General features: G+C 34.5%; 19 protein-coding genes and 1 riboswitch. Of the genes, 10 read left to right on the forward strand and 9 right to left on the reverse strand.

What is annotated here, in order from left to right; translation table 11 throughout:
- Positions 1–69 precede the first annotated feature (69 nt).
- Positions 70–1,413: an NADP-specific glutamate dehydrogenase gene (gene gdhA, locus CELAL_RS05995; protein WP_013550006.1), complete on the reverse strand. Its 1,344-nt coding sequence runs from the start codon at positions 1,411–1,413 to the stop codon at positions 70–72.
- A gap of 128 nt (positions 1,414–1,541) precedes the next feature.
- Positions 1,542–2,696, reverse strand: a complete 1,155-nt coding sequence (locus CELAL_RS06000) for a cystathionine gamma-synthase (protein ID WP_013550007.1) — start codon at positions 2,694–2,696, stop codon at positions 1,542–1,544.
- Between the two features lie 81 nt (positions 2,697–2,777).
- On the opposite strand from CELAL_RS06000, the gene CELAL_RS06005 reads away from it, so the two are divergent.
- Entirely contained in the window at positions 2,778–3,524 is a 747-nt protein-coding gene (locus CELAL_RS06005) for a DUF3298 and DUF4163 domain-containing protein (protein ID WP_013550008.1), read from the forward strand.
- Positions 3,525–3,526: 2 nt separating this feature from the next.
- Here the strand turns inward: CELAL_RS06005 and CELAL_RS06010 are convergent, their stop codons facing one another.
- Entirely contained in the window at positions 3,527–3,985 is a 459-nt protein-coding gene (locus tag CELAL_RS06010) for a DinB family protein (RefSeq protein ID WP_013550009.1), read from the reverse strand.
- A 96-nt stretch (positions 3,986–4,081) separates the two neighbouring features.
- Here CELAL_RS06010 and CELAL_RS06015 point away from each other — a divergent pair, with 96 nt between their 5' ends.
- Both CELAL_RS06015 and CELAL_RS06020 read left to right on the forward strand, forming a co-directional pair.
- The gene (locus tag CELAL_RS06015; RefSeq protein ID WP_013550010.1) at positions 4,082–4,435 is read left to right on the forward strand and encodes an arsenate reductase family protein; all 354 of its coding nucleotides are present in this window, start codon (positions 4,082–4,084) and stop codon (positions 4,433–4,435) included.
- Positions 4,432–5,325 carry a DMT family transporter gene (locus tag CELAL_RS06020; RefSeq protein ID WP_013550011.1) on the forward strand — a complete coding sequence of 298 codons (894 nt, stop codon included), beginning with the start codon at positions 4,432–4,434 and terminating at the stop codon, positions 5,323–5,325. Before CELAL_RS06015 ends, CELAL_RS06020 begins: the two co-directional genes overlap by 4 nt.
- On the opposite strand, the gene CELAL_RS06025 is transcribed toward CELAL_RS06020, so the two are convergent.
- Positions 5,309–5,785: an acyl-CoA thioesterase gene (locus tag CELAL_RS06025; RefSeq protein ID WP_013550012.1), complete on the reverse strand. Its 477-nt coding sequence runs from the start codon at positions 5,783–5,785 to the stop codon at positions 5,309–5,311. The genes CELAL_RS06020 and CELAL_RS06025 overlap by 17 nt on opposite strands.
- Positions 5,786–5,904: 119 nt before the next feature.
- On the opposite strand from CELAL_RS06025, the gene CELAL_RS06030 reads away from it, so the two are divergent.
- The 4 genes from CELAL_RS06030 to thiD all read left to right on the forward strand — a co-directional run bounded on the left by CELAL_RS06030 (position 5,905) and on the right by thiD (position 9,354).
- Positions 5,905–6,879 (forward strand): NAD(P)H-dependent flavin oxidoreductase, encoded by a 975-nt coding sequence (locus CELAL_RS06030; protein ID WP_013550013.1) that lies wholly within the window; start codon positions 5,905–5,907, stop codon positions 6,877–6,879.
- Between the two features lie 6 nt (positions 6,880–6,885).
- A complete protein-coding gene (locus tag CELAL_RS06035; protein WP_013550014.1) occupies positions 6,886–7,845 on the forward strand; it encodes a YheT family hydrolase in 960 nt (319 codons plus the stop codon).
- 49 nt (positions 7,846–7,894) lie between these two features.
- Positions 7,895–8,374, forward strand: coding sequence for a c-type cytochrome (locus CELAL_RS06040; RefSeq protein WP_013550015.1), 480 nt, complete (start codon positions 7,895–7,897; stop codon positions 8,372–8,374).
- A gap of 17 nt (positions 8,375–8,391) precedes the next feature.
- A riboswitch (TPP riboswitch) is annotated at positions 8,392–8,484 on the forward strand.
- A gap of 57 nt (positions 8,485–8,541) precedes the next feature.
- Positions 8,542–9,354 carry a bifunctional hydroxymethylpyrimidine kinase/phosphomethylpyrimidine kinase gene (gene thiD / locus CELAL_RS06045; RefSeq protein WP_013550016.1) on the forward strand — a complete coding sequence of 271 codons (813 nt, stop codon included), beginning with the start codon at positions 8,542–8,544 and terminating at the stop codon, positions 9,352–9,354.
- A 6-nt stretch (positions 9,355–9,360) separates the two neighbouring features.
- Here the strand turns inward: thiD and CELAL_RS06050 are convergent, their stop codons facing one another.
- A complete protein-coding gene (locus tag CELAL_RS06050) occupies positions 9,361–10,992 on the reverse strand; it encodes a SulP family inorganic anion transporter (RefSeq protein ID WP_041557976.1) in 1,632 nt (543 codons plus the stop codon).
- Between the two features lie 202 nt (positions 10,993–11,194).
- On the reverse strand, positions 11,195–12,115 hold the full coding sequence (locus CELAL_RS06055; protein WP_013550018.1) for a hypothetical protein: 921 nt from the start codon (positions 12,113–12,115) through the stop codon (positions 11,195–11,197).
- A 170-nt stretch (positions 12,116–12,285) separates the two neighbouring features.
- Between CELAL_RS06055 and CELAL_RS06060 the strand changes: the two genes are divergently transcribed.
- Complete coding sequence (locus CELAL_RS06060; RefSeq protein ID WP_013550019.1) at positions 12,286–13,287, forward strand: NAD(P)H-dependent glycerol-3-phosphate dehydrogenase; 1,002 nt, start codon at positions 12,286–12,288, stop codon at positions 13,285–13,287.
- 8 nt (positions 13,288–13,295) lie between these two features.
- Here the strand turns inward: CELAL_RS06060 and pbpC are convergent, their stop codons facing one another.
- From pbpC to CELAL_RS06075, 3 genes are read right to left on the reverse strand one after another with little or no spacing between them, the layout of a single operon-like run.
- Positions 13,296–15,644, reverse strand: coding sequence for a penicillin-binding protein 1C (pbpC, locus tag CELAL_RS06065; RefSeq protein WP_013550020.1), 2,349 nt, complete (start codon positions 15,642–15,644; stop codon positions 13,296–13,298).
- On the reverse strand, positions 15,641–15,952 hold the full coding sequence (locus CELAL_RS06070; protein ID WP_013550021.1) for an antibiotic biosynthesis monooxygenase family protein: 312 nt from the start codon (positions 15,950–15,952) through the stop codon (positions 15,641–15,643). Before CELAL_RS06070 ends, pbpC begins: the two co-directional genes overlap by 4 nt.
- Positions 15,953–15,957: 5 nt before the next feature.
- Positions 15,958–16,314, reverse strand: a complete 357-nt coding sequence (locus CELAL_RS06075) for a hypothetical protein (RefSeq protein ID WP_013550022.1) — start codon at positions 16,312–16,314, stop codon at positions 15,958–15,960.
- A gap of 142 nt (positions 16,315–16,456) precedes the next feature.
- Between CELAL_RS06075 and CELAL_RS06080 the strand changes: the two genes are divergently transcribed.
- Positions 16,457–16,954, forward strand: coding sequence for a CvpA family protein (locus CELAL_RS06080; RefSeq protein ID WP_013550023.1), 498 nt, complete (start codon positions 16,457–16,459; stop codon positions 16,952–16,954).
- Between the two features lie 164 nt (positions 16,955–17,118).
- Positions 17,119–17,550, forward strand: coding sequence for a hypothetical protein (locus tag CELAL_RS06085; RefSeq protein WP_013550024.1), 432 nt, complete (start codon positions 17,119–17,121; stop codon positions 17,548–17,550).
- Positions 17,551–17,607 lie beyond the last annotated feature (57 nt).

A 17,607-nucleotide genomic window follows, 5' to 3' on the forward strand; every position in this document is an offset into this window, starting at 1 on the left:
AAAATAACATAAAAAAAGCGAAGCTTCCTCACAGAAACTTCGCTTTTTAACTATATAAAGGTTTTATGATTAAATAACTCCTTGTGCTAACATAGCATCGGCAACTTTAACGAAACCAGCAATGTTGGCTCCTTTTACATAGTTGCAATACCCGTTTTCATCTTTCCCGTATTCAATACAAGAATCATGAATATCACTCATAATATCTTTTAAACGACCATCTACCTCTTCTCTTGTCCAACTGATACGCAATGAATTCTGAGACATTTCTAATCCTGAAGTTGCTACCCCACCTGCGTTAGACGCTTTTCCTGGTGCGAATAATATTTTAGCTTCATGGAACTCATGAATCGCTTCTGGCGTAGAAGGCATATTTGCACCTTCTGCAACGCAAATACATCCATTTTTAATTAATATTTTTGCATCGTCACCACTCAATTCATTTTGAGTAGCACACGGAAGCGCTATATCACAACTCACCTCCCATGGTGTTTTTCCTGCATGAAAAGTTGCCGAAGCATATTTAGCTGCATATTCTGAAATACGACCTCTTTGGTTGTTCTTAAGATCCATTACATATTCCAACTTCTCTGTATCAATACCGTCTTTATCATAGATATATCCTTGAGAATCTGAAAGGGTTAGTATTTTCGCTCCTAATTGTAATGCTTTTTCTGCAGCATATTGCGCAACGTTACCAGAACCTGAAATTACTACGTTCTTACCAGTAAAATCTTTTCCTTGTGTTTGCAACATACTTTGTGCAAAGTACACCGTACCATATCCTGTTGCTTCAGGACGGATTAATGAACCACCCCAAGAACGTCCTTTACCTGTTAATACTCCGGTAAATTCATTTCTAATCTTCTTATACATTCCGAATAAGAAACCAATCTCTCTTGCACCAACACCAATATCTCCAGCAGGTACATCTGTATTTGGCCCAATATGACGGTTTAACTCCAACATAAAGGCATGGCAAAAACGCATCACTTCGTCATCAGATTTTCCTTTAGGATCAAAATCTGATCCTCCTTTACCGCCACCCATAGGTAATGTGGTTAAGCTGTTTTTAAATACTTGCTCAAAAGCTAAGAATTTAAGGATACTTGCATTTACAGATGGATGAAAACGCAGGCCACCTTTATAAGGGCCTATTGCAGAATTCATCTGAATTCTATATCCTCTGTTTACATGAATTTCTCCTTTGTCATCTACCCAGGCAACTCTAAAAGAAATTAGGCGTTCTGGTTCTACCATACGTAGCAAAATGTTCTTGCCGTTGTAAATTTTTTGATTTGCAATATACGGAATTACGGTTTCCGCTACTTCTTGTACTGCTTGAATGAACTCTGGCTCATGACCATTTCTAGTCTTTACCTCATCCATAAATAATTTAATTTTTTCGTCCATATCTTTAAATAGATTCTGTTGCTAACTTCGACTCGTTAAAGGTTAATATTATTGAATATAAAATATAACGGCAAAATTATACTATTATCATAATTAGAAGCCCTTTTTTTTAAAAATTTAATAAATATTTATCGTAAAGCGTGCTCTAAATCAGCAATTAGATCATTTACATCCTCAATACCAACACTTAATCGGATTAACGCATCGACAACACCCACCTTTTCACGGTCCTCTTTAGGAATACTTGCATGGGTCATACTTGCAGGGTGCCCTACTAAGCTCTCTACTCCTCCTAACGATTCTGCTATGGTAAATATTTTAAGCTGTTCAATAATATGTATTGCATCTTTCATATCGCCTCCTTTAGGAACAAAAGATAGCATCCCCCCAAATCCCTTCATTTGTGCTTTAGCGATACTATAATTAGGATTGTCCTTGAAACCCGGCCAATATACTTTTTCAATTTTAGGGTGCTTAGCCAAAAAACGAGCTATTGCTTCTCCGTTTTCACAATGGCGCTGCATTCTAACATGAAGTGTTTTTATTCCTCTAAGGACCAAAAAACTATCCATAGGACCACAAATGGCACCGCTGGCATTCTGAATAAAATAAAGCTCATCTGCTAATTCTTTATCCTTTACAACCAATGCACCAAGAACTACATCACTATGACCACTTAAATATTTGGTAGCAGAATGCATTACAATATCTGCACCTAAATCTAGCGGTTGTTGTAAATAAGGGCTTGCAAATGTATTGTCTACCGCTAATAGCACTTTATTTTTTTTCGCCAATATGGCAATTTTTTTAATATCTAAAATATTCATCATTGGGTTGGTTGGTGTTTCTACCCAAATCAGCTTTGTATTTTCGTTTATATATGCTTCAATTGCTTCTGGATTTTGCATTCCTATAAAATGAAATACGATTCCGTATTTTTCGAATATCTTCTTAAACAACCTATAACTACCACCATACAGATCATTCGTAGAAATAACTTCATCACCGGGGCCTAGTAATTTTAACACCGCATCAATGGCTGCTAAACCACTCCCGAATGCTATTCCGTAATTTCCATTTTCAATGCTAGCCAATGATTTCTCAAGAGCAGACCTTGTTGGATTCGCACTACGAGAATATGCAAAACCCTGATGCTCACCTGGTGTAGCCTGTGCATAGGTAGACGTTTGATAAATAGGAGGCATTACGGCCCCATAGGCTTTATCAGGCTCTTGACCCCCGTGAATTACCTTGGTATTAAATTTTATTTTATTTTCATTCATAACACATGATTGTACTTACAAATGTACTGTTATCTTTGCCGCAGCATTTACAGTACTGATTTAGAAAAAACTCTTATAAATATGAAACTAAAGTTAACCCTTTTAATCTTTTCCTTACTTGTTTTGGGATGCAAAAAAAAAGATGAACTAACGATTAGTCCTCTAAGCTACAAAAGCGAAGACTGTACTGACTGCCCTGAAGTTCTTATTGATATTTTTGATTTTAAAGACGATACTTCTTTTTCCAAGAACATAAATGCAAGCCTAAAAAAAGAGGTTATCAATGAATTATTATATGATGATGAAGTTAAAGTAGCTACAATTGAAGAAGCCATCCTATCTTTTAAAGAGGGATATTTAGATTTAAAAAAAATGTATCCTGAAGAAACATTAAGTTGGGAAGCTTCAATTAAAGGAGACATTGTTTTTGAAAATAAAGATGTGTTGACTATAAAATTAGAAACCTACATTTTTACAGGAGGAGCACATGGATATAGTGCTACAAGACTCTTAAACTTCGACAAGAAAAAAGGAGACCAATTAGAAAACTGGCAACTTATAAAAGACAAAGAACGTTTTATTCACTTGGCTGAAATAAAATTCAAAATCCAAGAAGATATTCCTCAAAACGGGTACATTAACAGTACTGGATTTATGTTTGAAAATGATATTTTCTACCTTCCTAGCAACATGGGTTTCACTAAAAAGGGCATGTTATTAGTCTACAACCAATATGAAGTGGCTTCTTATGCAGATGGTCCAATTACATTATTACTTCCTTATGATGAAATTAAAAATTACATCACCGTTAAGTTAAAAAAAGAATAGAGCTACAGCTGTACTTTTAATAATGCTAATATTGACCCCATATGTAAACCTTCGTGGTATACATTAAAAGCAATAGCATCTTCTACTTTACTTAATGTAATATTTACACTAGTTTTATATTCCACATAAGATGTAAAAACACCATTATCATAATCTTCTTGCATCCATTCTACGGTAGAAAAAAGAAAACCTTCAATGGCATCTATTTCCTCATCGGTTGCAGTTCCATCAGGAACACTTCCTTTTCTAAATTTTTCTACAAGCTCATCAGAAACACGCATTGGCAACCCACTAAATTTATAGACCAATACTTGCTGAGTAACCACCACATGGGCTATATTCCACCAGATATTATTCCTAAAACCATCAGGTATTTTCAGAAGCTGCTCTTTAGGAGTATCTTTTAAAAATTTATATAAGATCTTTCTGTTTTGAAGTGTGATATTAAAAAGCTTTTCCAAAATGTTCTGTTTAATTATGTTTTAAAAATAGAACAATTCTATAGAAATGGGTTTCTTTGTAGTAACATTAACATCAATTTAATTGTTTAGAAGGCGATGAAGAAAATATACCACTTAAGCACCTGCGATACTTGTCAAAGAATTATAAAAGAACTTCAACCTTTAGAAGGCTTTATTTTTCAAGATATCAAAACAGAAGCCATCACGCCAGAACAGCTTGAAGAAATGCATACTTTAACGCAGAGCTATGAAGCCCTGTTCAGTAAAAGAGCTCGTTTATTCCGAGAAAGAGGGTTAAATGAAAAAACATTAACTGAAACCGATTATAAAAATCTAATCTTGGAACAGTATACTTTTCTAAAACGTCCCGTAATTATTGTGGATTATAAAATTTTTGTTGGAAATAGCAAAAAAGTAGTTGCTGCTGCATTTGAAGATATACACCCTTGAGTAAAAGAACACTAGCATTATTAGCCGCAATCGGAGCTACTTTTATCTACGGTATTAACCATACGATTGCAAAAGAGGTTATGCCCACCTATGTGCAACCTTTTGGTTTTATTTTTTTAAGACTAATTGGCGCTACTGTTCTGTTTTGGTGTATGACGCCTTTTATTCCTAATGAAAAAATTGAACGAAGTGATTGGGGTCGGTTCTTTATATGCGCTGTTGCAGGAATGGGCATTAACATGCTTTCTTTCTTCAAAGGTTTAGAATTATCTACGCCTATAAATAGCGCCGTACTTATAACTGTTACGCCTATTATAGTCGTGGTATTATCTGCCCTATTTATTAAAGAGAAAATAACTTGGCAAAAGGGAGTTGGAATTTTTATTGGCTTAATTGGTGCACTTACTTTAGTGCTTTTTGGAGCTGAAAATAGAACCGACGCACCCAATATTCCTCTAGGTAATTTCTTATTTATTATAAATTCTCTTTCTTACGGAATATACCTTATCCTAGTTAAAAAACTAATTACCAAATACCACCCTTTTGGGGTATTAAGATGGTTGTTTTTAATCGGCACGATTATCAGTTTACCACTAACCCTACCCGATTTTCTAGAAATACAATGGGCATCTCTTCCTATTAATATTATTGGAGCAATTGCTTTTGTTATTTTAGGAACTACCTTTTGTACGTATTTATTTAACGCATTTGCATTAACACAACTAAAAGCAACAACAGTTGGTACATTTGCATATTTACAACCATTAATTGGAGTAATATTTGCTATTGCATCTGGCAAAGATCACTTAAATATGCTCAAACTAACCGCAATGTTATTGGTGCTTTTAGGGGTGTATTTAGTAAGTAAAAAAGCTAAGCCAAGTCTTTAGGGATTTTTACAAATTTGCGTGTATCTTCTTTCGTAAGAACCCTAAAATTATCAGGCTTTTCTGCCTTATTAAAGGCTGCTAAAAAGTCTTCAGATAGCGCTGTTAAACTTCTTGTTTTCAAATCTATCCAAGCACCCATCATTTCACAATGTGCAAAATTCCTCCCTTTATCATCATAGAAATTATGGTGGAATTCAAAAAATTTCCCATCTTCACTCATACCCACAACTTCCATAGACACTCTTACTGGTTTCCCTAAAAAAGCTTCTTTAAAATAATAAATATGCTCATAAAACACTACGGGTCCAATTTCATGGGCCGCCATTGTTTTGTGCGTAAAACCTAAACCCATCAAATACGCCATACGTGTATGACTCATAAAGTTTAAATATGCCGAGTTTGCAAGATGTCTATTCGCATCTACATCACTCCATCTAATTTCAAAATCTTTTAAATACATCCTATAAGTTTTTTTGTTATGCATGCATAATAATCGTAAAAATACCATAGTTTTGATAAATCAAGGAAAAATATACCTAAAAATTTATGGTATTTTTATAATATCAAAAACTAAATCTTATGGATCAGAAACCATCATTCATCAAAAATTTATCGCTTCCTATTGTTGCAGCTCCTATGTTTTTAATATCTGGACCACAATTAGTCATTGAATGTTGTAAAAATGGTGTAGTAGGTACATTCCCCGCACTAAACCAAAGAACTAGTGAAGGCTTTGAAGAATGGATCATAGAAATAAAGACTGCTTTAGCCGCTTTTGAAAAAGAAAGTGGAAAAAAAGCAGCTCCATTTGGAGTAAATCTTATTGTACACCCAACCAATCCAAGATTAGAAGCAGATGTTAAATTATGTGTAAAACACAAAGTTCCGCTAATCATAACTTCATTAGGAGCTGTATCTCAGGTTGTAGATGCTATCCATAGTTATGGCGGCATTGTATTCCATGATATTATTAAAAAAAGACATGCCGAAAAAGCAGCAGAAGCTGGTGTAGACGGATTAATTCTTGTTTCCGCTGGTGCTGGTGGACACGCAGGCACTATTAACCCAATGACCTTAGTTGCAGAGATAAAGAAATTTTTTCATAAAACTATTTTACTTTCCGGATGTATAAGTACAGGTAGAGATGTTGCTTCTGCTCTACAAATGGGAGCAGATTTGGCTTATATGGGTACCCGCTTTATTAATACAACAGAAAGTAAAGCTACCGATGAATATAGAAAAATGATTATTGATGCTGGAGCGAGTGATGTTGTATATACCGCATCTATTTCTGGGGTACATGCTAACTTTTTAGGCGCAAGTTTAAAAGCTGCTGGGATTACTGAAGATGATTTAAAGAAAGATGTGAAAATTGATTTTGGTAAAGAACTAGATACTGAAGCTAAAGCTTGGAAAACGATATGGTCTGCAGGGCAAGGAGTAGCCATGATTGATGATGTAGAACCTGTAGCAGAATTAGTTTCTAAACTTAAAGCTGAATTTAAATCTGCCATTGAAGAACAAATTAAAGTTTTAGAAGTTTATCCGAAATAAAAAAATATGCCCTTAGTAGCCTCCACGTACAACCCTCCTATCTTATTTAAAAATGGCCATTTATCTACGATTTATTCTGGCATTTTTAGAAAAGTAGATGGTGTAGCGCAAGAAAGAGAACGGATAACCTTATTTGATACTGATTTTCTAGATTTAGACTGGAGCTTTGCTTCCCAGAAATCTAATAAAGTTATGATCATACTTCATGGCTTAGAGGGCAGTGCACAACGCCCATATATTATGGGTAGTGCAAAAGTTTTTAATCAGAATGGTTATGATGCTTGCGCTATTAATTTAAGGAGTTGTAGCGGAGCGCCAAATCTTTTATTCAGGTCGTACCACTCTGGAGCTACGGAAGATTTAGATGCGGTAATTCAGCATATCTTAACCAACAAATCATATGATGAAATTTATATTAAAGGCTTTAGCCTTGGCGGTAATTTAGCCTTAAAATATTTAGGTGAAAAACGCGAAATCCCTAAAGCCGTTAAAGGGGCTGTAGCTGTTTCTGTTCCCTGTGATTTATACAGCTCCTTAAAGCAACTATTACTACCTAAAAATAGGCTCTATGCGGCACGATTTAAAAAACATTTGGTAGAAAAGCTGCGTGTAAAGCAAGAACTTTTCCCTAATGAAATTTCCGATAAAGATATTGCTAGCATTAAGACATTAAAAGATTTAGATGATATTTATACGAGTAGAGCACATGGTTTTACAGATGCTATAGATTACTACACCAAATCTAGTTGCCTGCCATTTTTACCAAATATTAAAATTCCAACACTTATTATAAATAGCAAGAACGATTCTTTCTTAGGACCTGAATGCTACCCTTACACCGAAGCAGAAGAAAATAAAAATCTTTTTTTAGAAACCCCAAATTTTGGAGGCCATGTGGGCTTTTACGGCGTAAAAAATACCACCTATACTGAAAAAAGATGTTTAAATTTCTTGAATGAACTCTAATAAATAGTTAGAATACTTATCTTAGTACTTTAATTAACTCTGTTTAGAAATGAAAAAAATAGTAGGCGTTTTAGCATTATCAATACTTTTAGCTAGTTGTGGCGAAAAAAAGGAAGAAAAAAAAGATGGTTTCGAAATGAACCGTGCCAAAACAGAAAAGAAAGTAGAAGCTACTAGCGCAGAAGTTCCTGTAGACATGGATAATGAAGGCATAGGTCCCTTTAAAAATATTTCATTCTCTGCAGACATTGATACTGAATTAGCTGCAAAAGGCGAAGCTAAATATGGTGGAATTTGTGTTGCATGTCATATGCCTAATCAACGCTTAATAGGCCCTGCTTTATCTGGTGTTTACGAAAGAAGAAATCCATCATGGGTAATGAATATGATCATTAACCCAACGCAAATGATCAAAGAAGACCCTATTGCAAAAGCATTGCTTAAAGAATACAACAACGCTATAATGCTTGACAGTAAACTATCTGAAGAAGATACTAGAGCTATTGCAGAGTATCTAAGAACTTTATAATAATACATGTAGCTTTACGTGTTCGTTAGGGGTGCTCTTCATGGGCTGAGAAATTACCCTTTGAACCTGATTTGTTTAATTGCAACGAAGGGAAACGAGTATTGCTTAATAACAACACATCTGTTATTTATGCAGCCGCTCCTTTTGTGACTTTAGTTTAGCGCAAAATGACTGTAAAAAAAATTAAAACCGTATTGGCTATTGCTGGTAGCGACTCTGGAGCTGGAGCAGGCATACAAGCAGATTTAAAAACAATTAGTGCTTGTGGTGCTTATGGCACCTCTGCAATTACGGCACTCACTGCACAAAACACTCTTGGTGTTTTTGATATTCACCCAATTCCCACATTACATCTAAAAAAACAAATTGAAGCTATCCTTGATGATATTGGAACGGATGCTGTTAAAATCGGGATGCTTCACAATAGTAATACAATACAAACTGTAGCACACTGTTTAAAAAAATACCACGTACAAAATATTGTTATAGACCCCGTAATGGTTGCAAGCTCTGGAGATTCTTTATTACATACTGATGCAATTACTAGTCTAAAAAAAGAGCTCTTTCCTTTAGCTCGATTAATTACCCCAAATATTCCCGAATGCGAGTTACTACTCGATAAAAAAATAACTAAAAAATCAGATTTAAAAGAATTAGCTCAAGAACTTGGCAAACGCTACCATACCTCAATTTTATTAAAAGCCGGCCATTTAAACTTAGAGATATTAACAGATGTGCTTTATAACATTGAAAATGACAGCCTAGTAGAATTAGCCTCAAAAAAAGTAGATTCTAAAAACACCCATGGCACTGGTTGCACACTTTCATCTGCGATTGCTGCTTTTTTAGCACATGGAAATTCATTAGAAGACGCCGTAAAAAAAGGTAAAAAATATTTAGAACATGCTATTATAAAAAGTGCGGGCCACACCCTTGGAAAAGGTCATGGCCCGCTACATCATTTTTATGAATTCTGGTAGTCGCTATTATTCATCATCATAATTAAAACCATCTGCAACTACTTTATATTTAGGATCTTCTAAAACATTCACATCTACAATATCATCTGCTATAGCTAACAATTTAATGCAATCCTTACTCAAATGTTTTAAGTGTAATTTCTTGCCAGCATTTTTATAACGTTCTGATAGCTTACTGATAGCTTCAATACCAGACATATCTGCAATACGACTGTCTTTAAAATCTATAACCACCTCTTCAGGGTCATTAGCTACATCAAATTTTTCGGTAAACCCAGTGGTGGATCCAAAGAACAACGGACCAAATATTTCATAGGTTTTTATACCATTATCATCTGTACTTTTTCTAGCACGAATTCGCTTTGCATTTTCCCAAGAGAAAGCAAGGGCAGATATAATAACACCAATGAATACGGCTATTGCTAAATCAAAAAATACAGTTATGGCAGATACTGCAATTAAAACAAAAGCATCTGATTTAGGAATCTTCTTCAAGATTCTAAAACTAGACCAAGCAAAAGTTTCTATAACCATCATGAACATTACTCCTATCAAAGCTGCTATTGGAACTTGTTCAATATAGGTGTCTGCAAATAAAATAAAAGAAAGTAGGGTCACTGCCATTACAATCCCAGACAATCTTCCTCTTCCATTTGCATTAATATTAATTACCGTTTGGCCTATCATACCACAGCCTCCAGTACCTCCTAATAAACCACTAGTAATGTTACCCACACCTTGTGCAACACACTCTTTATTACCTCTACCGCGACTATCTGTTAATTCATCGACCAAATTTAAGGTCATTAAACTTTCAATCAAACCAACACTGGCTGCTAAGAAAGCATAAGGCAGAATAAACATTAAGGTATCTAAATTGAAAGGCAAAAATTGCCACAGTTCTTTATTTGGGGTTGGAAACTCACCACTCAAACCTTCTCCGCCACCTTCTCTAATATAAGAACCTACTGTAGTTACATCCAAATCTAAAAGTATGGCACCAAATGTGGTTATCAATATAGCCGTTAAAGCTGCAGGAATCTTTTTAGTTAACTTGGGTAAAAAATGAATGATAGCCATCGTAAAAAGAACCAAACCAATCATTAGATATAATTCAGGACCATACATAAAAACACTCATATATTTCTCTACAGCATCAGGATCTGTATTGGGCACTTTATGACTAAACATTTTAACTTGTGCCATAAAAATTACGATAGCTAAACCGTTTACAAATCCCATCATTACAGAATGAGGAATTAAACGGACAAAGCGCCCTAATTTTAAAACGCCTGCAAATATTTGTATCAATCCCATTAAAATAACTGCAGCTAATAAATAATAGTAGCCCATGTTTTCAACAGGAATATCAAACTCTAATCCTCTTACTTGCCCTTCTTTAATTAAGTTTACAAAAATTACAGCTACCGCACCCGCAGCTCCTGAAATTAAACCAGGTCTACCACCAAATATTGCCGTAATTAAACCAATAATAAATGCCCCTGACAAAGCTACTAAAGGGTCTATGTTTGCCACAAAAGCAAAAGCAACTACTTCTGGAATCATCGCTAGAGATACAGTAACTCCTGCGAAAAAATCATTTTTAGGATTTGAAGTAAGTTTTTTGATAAAATTCATTTCTTGTACTAATTTTTTTGAAGTCGCAAAAGTACCACTTTTCAACTGCGCAATACCACGTATCACTAATTATAACATTATTAACAGATTAGCCCTTTACATTTTAGTAATTCTTGAAAAAATCTAAAAAAATTATATGAAAAAAACCGCTGCAAGGGCTTATCCTTACAGCGGTTTAAACAACCTACCAACTAAAAAATTTCTATTTTTTCTGTCTTACTACATGCATTGTAGGGTTTGAAACTTTTACCCTCTTTTTGGCATTAGCAGACTTATCGGATTTTAAATATTGAATATATCCTCGCCCTTTAAATTCATAAGAGGTTCCACTATCTGGATGGTATAATTCTATAGTACCATCATTGATCACATACAACTCAAAATAATCATCTCCAATAAAATCATAACTTAAGGTTAAAGCTTTTAAAGAGTCATCATTTGCTATATCATATACTTGGTAATCGCCTTCAAAATCCCATTGTAAATTATTAGAATTAGTACCCGGGCTATCTATCGATGATCTAAAGAAACCTCCATTATCACCTGATAAAAATTGTAAAAAATTCTCATCATCAAAATCATTTATCGCTCCAACCTGGCTTGTATATACTTTTTCCCATGCGTCATATTCTTGTAAGAAATACTGAATATTGTTGTAGAAAACCATATCATAATCAAAATTATTACGTTGGTATCCTCTTAAAAAATAAGAAGTATCTGTACCCCTATGATAAAGTTCTATGGTTGAATTATTAACGACAAATACATCTAAGTCCCAATAACCATCTAGATCATGATCTATCTCTAACACCCCACGAACACCGTTATAAACTCCAACGTCTATACCCAATCCATTTCCTGTTTTACCAATACCTACCAAATTATTATTAGCATACAATGTTCCACTAACAAAAGAAACCGTAAATGCTCTTTGTAAAAATGGCACTTCTCCATTTCCTCTTGTGGCATTAATGTCTACATACCACAAGTCTTTAGATGCAAGTACCTGGTTGACATTTAAAACTGGCTCATCAATAAAACCATCTTCAACAACTACTTCTGTGTAACATGAAGAAGCTAATAATCCTAGGAATATAAATCCGAATAGTAATTTTATTTTCATAATCTAAATTTTATGGTTGTTAAGCATAAAACAATTCTCGTGCCAAGATTTTCACAACACTGATTATCATCATGTTATATTACCCTGATTTTGACTAATTTTGCAAGAGATAGAAAGGTTTATTTTAACCTTGGAAAAATACAATACTTTAATTTTTTAAAGATTGAATTATGAATAGAGATTTAAAATTTGCCGTTTTAGGTGGTGGTAGTTGGGCAACCGCAATTGTAAAAATGCTTACAGAAAATGTAGATAGCCTTCAATGGTTTATGCGTAATACTGATGCCATTGAACATATTAAAACACACGGTCATAATCCTAATTATTTAAGTTCAGTAGCGTTTGATATAAACCAACTACAATTGACCAATGACATTAATACCGCTGTTACCAACGCTGATATTATCATCTTTGTAATTCCTTCTGCTTTTCTTGAATCAGAATTAGCAAACCTTACGGTATCATTGAAAGGAAAAACGCTATTTTCTGCAATAAAAGGTATAGTTCCTGAAACAGGATTAATTGTAGGAGAACATCTGCATGAAAAATATGCTATCCCTTATGAGAGCATTGGAGTAATTACAGGTCCTTGCCACGCGGAAGAAGTTGCGCTAGAGCGTTTATCTTATTTGACTATTGCTTGCGGCGATAAAAGTAAGGCTGAAATCGTTGCAGAACACTTGAGCAGTGACTATATAAAGACAAAAATATCGGATGATATTATCGGTACAGAATATGCTGCAATGTTGAAGAACATTTATGCTATTGCTGCTGGAATTGCGCATGGCCTAGGCTATGGTGATAATTTCCAGAGCGTACTTATGAGTAATGCTATTCGGGAAATGAAACGCTATATAAAAAGAGTCCACAGTATGAAACGGAATATTAATAACTCGGCCTATTTAGGCGATTTATTAGTAACTGGCTACTCTGTTTTTAGTCGAAACCGAATGTTCGGAAACATGATAGGAAAAGGCTATACCGTAAAAAGTGCCATGATGGAAATGAAAATGGTTGCCGAAGGGTATTACGCAACTAAAAGTGCTTATAAACTAAATAATGACCGGAAAAAGAAATCTAACACACCAATTTTAGATGCCGTCTATCAAGTGCTTTATAATGATAAGAATGCTAAGAAAGTATTTAAGGAATTAACTGATAAATTAGATTAATTACATGGCTATTGTATGGTGATTATGATACTGGCCTCATTCCCCAGCTCATCAACTACTGAAATAGTATGATCACCTTCATCTGGCAGAATAGCTGCTTCATGAAAATCTTTAGTTTCCTTAATAAAGGTACTGTCTAAATACCAGAACACTTTTGATTCTGGCTTAGTATGCGCCAATTTTAGAATTAGTTCATTCATTTTTCCTTCAAAATTCTTCGCTAAAATAATACGGCTTCTATTTTTTGGATAAATAAACTCCATTGTTGGTGTCAAAACACTAATACAATCGTCCCTAAAAGTCGGTAATGATTTATAGGATGGATGGGTTCGTTTATAATAAAACTCCATCAAAGGAGGTAAAATAAACCAAGGCTCTGTTATTGTATTAGATAAATCTTCACAAGACGAATTAATTCTAAACTGCCTGTTTTGATCTAGATGTATTATTTTATGATAGCCACAAGCGTGCACATAGTTCTGTTTTTTAGGAATATCAATTGTTATTCTAGGGCAAATCTCTGTAGCCAAATAACCACTATTTGCACACACCTCAACAGTTACAAATTCATCTAATGGTTTAGCAAACCAAATAGATTTGGGCAATACATCAAAAACATCAAATAAAATAGGTGCCGCGCTAGACACACCAGTAACATTAGGCCTACCCTCTCCATCCGCATTACCTACCCAAACCCCCACCACATAGTCTGCCGTAGTACCAATTGCCCATGCATCTTTGTTTCCAAAACTAGTTCCTGTTTTCCATGCAATTTCTTTACTAGAGTCATAAAACTCCCAAGACTCGCTCCCCTCCGGACGATTTACCTCTTTCATGGCCTCAAACGTTAAGTAGATACTCCCCGCATCAAAAACAGTTTTATCTTGGGATTTGGCTCCAAAATCTATGGTGCTTTTTTGAAGGTAGGTAGGTGCTACAAATTCCTTCTTAAAATATTCACTTGAACTTTTATTAAAATGATTTACGGTAGATGCCAAATTTGCATAGCTTTTACATAGGTCCCATAAATTACTCTCTGCGCCTCCTAAAATTAAGGTCAGACCATAATGGTTTGCAGATTTATTCAATCCGCCTAATTTAAAAACATCTAATTGATCCCTAAATTTCTCCAAGCCATAAGATTGCAATAATCGGACGGCAGGAATATTTAATGATCTAGCTAATGCTTTTTTTGCTTCAATAGCTCCACTATACGACTCATTAAAATTTTCTGGAGCATACCCAGCAATTTGTGTGGGTACATCTGGTACGAGCATATCTGGCAACAACTCTCCAGCATCAAGCATTGCAGTATAAAGCAGGGGTTTTAAAACACTCCCCGTACTTCTATTCGCCTGTACCATATCTACATCCTTTTCATGGTATTTATCAGTAGGCGCATTACCCACATACGCCAATACTTTTCTTGTTTTTACATCAAGCACCAAAACAGCTGCATTGTATACCAAATTTTGCTTCAGGCTATTGTATTGTTTTTTTACAATTGCATTTACATTTTTCTGTAACTCTTGATCGATACTACTTTTAACACGTTCCCCTTTTTTTGATTTTGCTACATACTGCACAAAATGTGAGGCATAATTAGGTAACGCGTATGGTTTTTGCGGCAAATCTTCTAATAATGCTAGCTCGTAAGTAGTATCATCAATTATGCCTTCGTCCTGCAATTTTAGAAGTAATCTGTTTCTTTTTACTAATAATTTAGATTGATTTTTTCCCGGGTAAATTAAACTTGGAGCATTGGGTAATACAGCCAAAGTAGCAGCTTCCGCCCATGATAATTGGTAAGGTAATAAGCCAAAGTAGCGCCATGATGCTACTTCTAACCCAACAACATTTCCTCCAAAAGGGGCATGGCTTGCATAAAGATTTAAAATTTCTTCTTTAGAATATCCTAACTCCAACCGCGTAGCTAAAATTAGTTCTATAAACTTTTCAGCGTAAGACCTACCCTTATTTTCTCTAGATAAGCGTATTACTTGTTGCGTAATTGTACTTCCTCCGCGTACCGTTTTTCCTGCAACAATGTTTGCGCCGATAGCCTTAAACATTGAAATGGGATTAAAACCAGGGTGCCTGTAAAAATAGGCATCTTCAAAATTTAACAAACAGGTTTCAAACTTAAAAGGAACACTATCTACTACAGGAAAACGCCATTGACCGTCATCCGCAATTTTAGCGCCTAATAATTCTCCTTGCATACTCTCAATTACAGTAGCTGTAGGCGTATTAAATAACACTTTAGGTAAACAAAAATAATAGGCAATTAAAAGCACTGCTAAGACTAACAGTTTTTTAGGGTGCTTTTTTAAAACCGTTATAACTCTTTCTTTCAAGGAGTACTGGTATTGAATTCGTATTCTCTTTCAACCAAACAAATGCGTACCTTATACCAAGAATACCATTCTTTTTGCCCCTTCTTTTGAGCAAGGTCATGATCTAAATTTTTTTTCCAAGTAGCAATAGCGGCTAAGTTTTCCCAGTAGCTTACGGTAATACCCACGTCCTCCCTTGCTGCCTCTATTCCTATAAAACCTGGTTCTTTTTTTGCAAGAGCTTCCATTTCATTCGCCATTTCTGCATATCCTTTATCCCCCTCTGTTCTTGTAGAAGTAAAAATCACTGCATAATAGGGCTTTTCCATAATCACTACTTAATATATTCTTTTTCTATAAAATAAGACACGATTGCTTCTTTCATCAAAACAGATTGCTCACCAGCTTTCAGCGGTGGTAATTCTTCTTTCATAATATAGTGCGGCCAACCTTCTTCGTCAAAATAATCAAACGTATAGAAACCATACGGTTCTAGTAAACGACAAATTGCAATATGCATTAAGTCTAGTTTTTCGTCTTTCTTATAGGTTCTATGATATTTTCCTAATTCTTGTACGCCTACCAAATAAATGATAGCATCTAACTCTAAAACATCACCATCTGCAAACTGTGCTGAAAGTTTTTCTATTAACACGTCCCAACGTTCTTTTAATTGTATATCTCTTGACATTATATTTTCGTTTATACCAATGAATAAAAATAGCACATCATTTCTCAAATATTAAAATTGTATCCCTTAATATCTAATCCGTATTTTCAATTCTTTTCAAAGGTACAAATCAAAGTTTTATATTTGCGCTAAAGCGGACAATATGAATTTTTTAGATATAGTTTTTGGTTTAATTCTTCTTTGGGGGTTTTACATAGGGTTTAAAAATGGATTGTTTGTTGAAATAGCGTCCATTATAGCACTTATTGCTGGTATTTATGGCACTATTCATTTCTCACACTTAACTGGCGCATATTTAGCCGAAAATATGAACTGGAATGAGCAGTATATGAATATAGCTTCATTTGTAATTACCTTTATTTTAATTGTTGTTTTAATACACTTATCTGCCAAATTACTAACTAAGATTGCAGATTTTGCTATGCTGGGACTTTTAAACAAAATAGCAGGAGGTATTTTTGGAGCCCTAAAAGTTGCTATCATCATAGGAGCATTAGTCCTATTTTTCGAATCGGTCAATCAGACTTCCAATCTAATCAATGAAGACACTAAAAAAGAGTCTAAATTATATGAGCCAATAAAAGAGATTGGAGCTTTAATATTTAGCAGGATACTTAAAATAGAACCCTCTGAAATTTAGATATTTAACTTACATTTGTAGGAATTTTCCTCAGAAATATAGTGCTATATGTAACAAAATGGTGATTTCAAGTAGATAAATTGGTCTTTTACCGAGACTTTTAGGTAAATAGAGGCCTTACAAAGTACCTTTGTTTTAACAATTTGATAATTTTTAAAACATCTATGTTTCAAAGTCTTAAAAATAGTCCATTTTACAAAGAAGCCTTTAATCAGCTTAGTTATTCTTTTGGCACTTTTTATTTATTCCCTGGTTTTGTTGTTGCAGAGATAAATGAAGGTGTTGTTTTTTCATGGGAAGATCACGGAAAAACAGTTACAGAGGATATTGGAAATCTATATGATGAAAACGGAGAAGGTCTAATTTATATTACGAACAGAGTACATAACTATTCTGTAAATCCAATAGGCTGGTTGCAATTTTACAAAAGTAAATACAAACTAAAGGCTTATGTTATTGTAACCTATTCTAAAAAAGGATACTCAAACACATTGTTAGAGAAATTGTTTATGTCTGCGAACATATATAGATTTACAGCCTTAGAAAAAGCTATTGAATGGGCTAAAAAAGAATGCTTAGTTTCTACTTCAAATTAAAAAAGCTCCCTTTAGAATTTTAAATACTTCCTTACTTCTGCAATAAAGACCTCAGCT

The organism is Cellulophaga algicola DSM 14237 (assembly GCF_000186265.1).
In the GTDB taxonomy this organism is placed as follows: Bacteria; Bacteroidota; Bacteroidia; order Flavobacteriales; family Flavobacteriaceae; genus Cellulophaga; species Cellulophaga algicola.